The sequence below is a fragment of the Microcystis sp. M49636_WE2 genome (assembly GCF_030065375.1).
In the GTDB taxonomy this organism is placed as follows: Bacteria; Cyanobacteriota; Cyanobacteriia; order Cyanobacteriales; family Microcystaceae; genus Microcystis; species Microcystis aeruginosa_C.
In genome coordinates this window covers 1-2047 of record NZ_JASJFG010000501.1, presented here as the reverse complement: position 1 = coordinate 2047, position 2047 = coordinate 1, and the positions used below count along the sequence as shown (strand labels likewise).

The following is a 2047-nucleotide window of genomic DNA, read 5'->3' as shown; positions in this document are numbered from 1 at the left end:
TGAGGGGGTCAATTACCTAATTTTCAGGGAAAAAGTCCAGGGATTTTTCCCCCGATCACTCCCAGATCCATTACTTTTTGATGGCCAAAAGGTCTAAAAGTTTTACCCAACAAGGTTTTTAGATTTATTCAGCAAACCCTATACTATTTCTTGATTTCGCGGGCCATTTTCAGGAAAGGATTGATACTGTCATCGTTAGCGCGACGAACGTTATCATTAGCACCGTTAGCCTTACTATTAGCCTCGGAAGTGGCCGATTTTGCCACAATACCGTTATCGGTGACTTTGCTGACTTCCATAGAAGAAATCTGTTTAATCGATTCGCCACCCTTTTTATTCGAGGCAGTTTTCGGGAAAGTACGTCGGATCGTGATCGGTGTCCGCATAAAGTCGATATCACCGAGAGTTTTAGCGTCATCGGGTTCCAAGTAAAAAGCCTCTTTCGGTTCCGGTGCGCTCATATCCATCGGTTCATCGACGTATTTCGTCTTATTGCCAAACAGGCCAAAGAATCCAGCCATTTTCTCCCTCTCCTAAATAAATATATTTACCATAAATTGCTGCTGATTGTTAAATCATATCAATATTTATGACAAAAAGCTAGGTGGGGCTTGCTGAATAAGTCTGTTGGTGGGGTTAGGAGTCAGTAGCCGGTCGTCAGGAGATTATTTTTATTTGTTCTCCCCACTCCCCAATTCATAATTCATAATTCATAATTCATAATTCCCCCACACCCCTAATTCATAATTCATAATTCCCCCACACCCCAATCAACGCTGTTCTAACCTACGACTGGCTAGGGACATAGAATAACAGAAAATCCAGTAAATAAACGCCAAAAATAGATAAACCTCTGGATAATCGCCGATAAATTTCGGATTAGCTAAAACCGATCCTGCCATACCCAAGAGGTCCACCAGCCCCACGATCGCCAGTAGAGAAGTATCCTTAAATAAACTGATAAATTGACCAACAATAGCGGGAATGACCGCTTTTAAAGCTTGGGGTAGAATGATCAATAATAAAACGAAAATCGGTTTTAAACCCAAGGCTTTGGCCGCTTCAATTTGACCCTTGGGAATCGCTTGTAAACCACCCCGGACATTTTCGGCCAGATAGGCTGCTGCAAAAAGGGTAAATCCGGCGATCGCTCTGATTACCCGTTCCGGTCTGGTCCCGGCGGGTAAAATTAAAGGTAACATCACCTGAGCCATGAATAAAATTCCCAACAAAGGTAAACCGCGCAATAATTCGATATAACCAATAGATAGCCAACGAATTGCCGGTAATTCACTCTGTCTCCCCAGGGCTAATAATACCCCCAAGGGGAAAGATAAAATCATACTGGCGATCGCTACTAATAAAGTTAAGATTAAACCACTGAGATCATCGAGGGGAATGGCCTTTAAAAATAATCCCCCCAATAGTAACCAAGCAATTAAAGGTAAAGTCAATAACCAGAGCAATCCCCACCAGCGTTGGAGAAAAGCGGGGCAATTGGGGAAGCGACCCCGGTTTAATTGCCAAGAAAACAGTGATAAAGCCGCAAGTATCGTTAAAATCAGCCAAATTCGCCATATTGACTGTTCTGGATAACGACCGACCACAAATAAACCGATATTTTCCGTCACTACAGCCCATTTTGCCCGATTTATCGCCCAATCGAGAAAACTTAAACCACCCCAGAGGCTGAGAAATAGACCCGCAAGGGTTAAGATGACGTTGTACCAAGTGTTAAAGAGATTTTTTCTTAACCAGAGTCCCATAAAATTCCCTAACCTCTACAGTGGTGATCCTTGTACTTTTTCAGTACAATGGTGCTATTAGAAAAATTCAGACTAATTTTCGACCATGAACAGTTGCATTTTAATGGCTAAAATTGTCCGTCGTCCCGAATTACGTTATACCCAAGATAATCAAACTCCCTACGCTCAAATGTTAGTCGAGTTTTCTCCCAATCGTGCCGAGGCAACCCCGACTAATTTAAGGGCCGTAGCTTGGGGAAATTTGGCCTCAGAAGTCGCTCAGAACTATAATGAAGGCGATC

The 2047-nt window shown here is 42.7% G+C and carries 3 protein-coding genes; 1 reads left to right on the top strand and 2 read right to left on the bottom strand.

Translation table 11 applies throughout. The features are described from left to right. Nucleotides 1-143: 143 nt before the first annotated feature. Both PX484_RS11730 and PX484_RS11725 read right to left on the bottom strand, forming a co-directional pair. On the bottom strand, nt 144-521 hold the full coding sequence (locus tag PX484_RS11730) for a hypothetical protein (protein WP_287664603.1): 378 nt from the start codon (nt 519-521) through the stop codon (nt 144-146). Between the two features lie 249 nt (nt 522-770). Beyond that, nucleotides 771-1766 (bottom strand): amino acid ABC transporter permease, encoded by a 996-nt coding sequence (locus PX484_RS11725; protein WP_287765610.1) that lies wholly within the window; start codon nt 1764-1766, stop codon nt 771-773. Between the two features lie 85 nt (nt 1767-1851). Here PX484_RS11725 and PX484_RS11720 point away from each other — a divergent pair. Continuing rightward, on the top strand, nt 1852-2047 hold a 196-nt coding region (locus PX484_RS11720), incomplete at its 3' end, for a single-stranded DNA-binding protein (protein WP_288103947.1).

Coding starts and splice junctions, on each gene's coding strand:
- PX484_RS11725 (WP_287765610.1), bottom strand. CDS start 1,766: ATGGGACTCTGGTTAAGAAAAAATCTCTTTAACACTTGGTACAACGTC.
- PX484_RS11730 (WP_287664603.1), bottom strand. CDS start 521: ATGGCTGGATTCTTTGGCCTGTTTGGCAATAAGACGAAATACGTCGAT.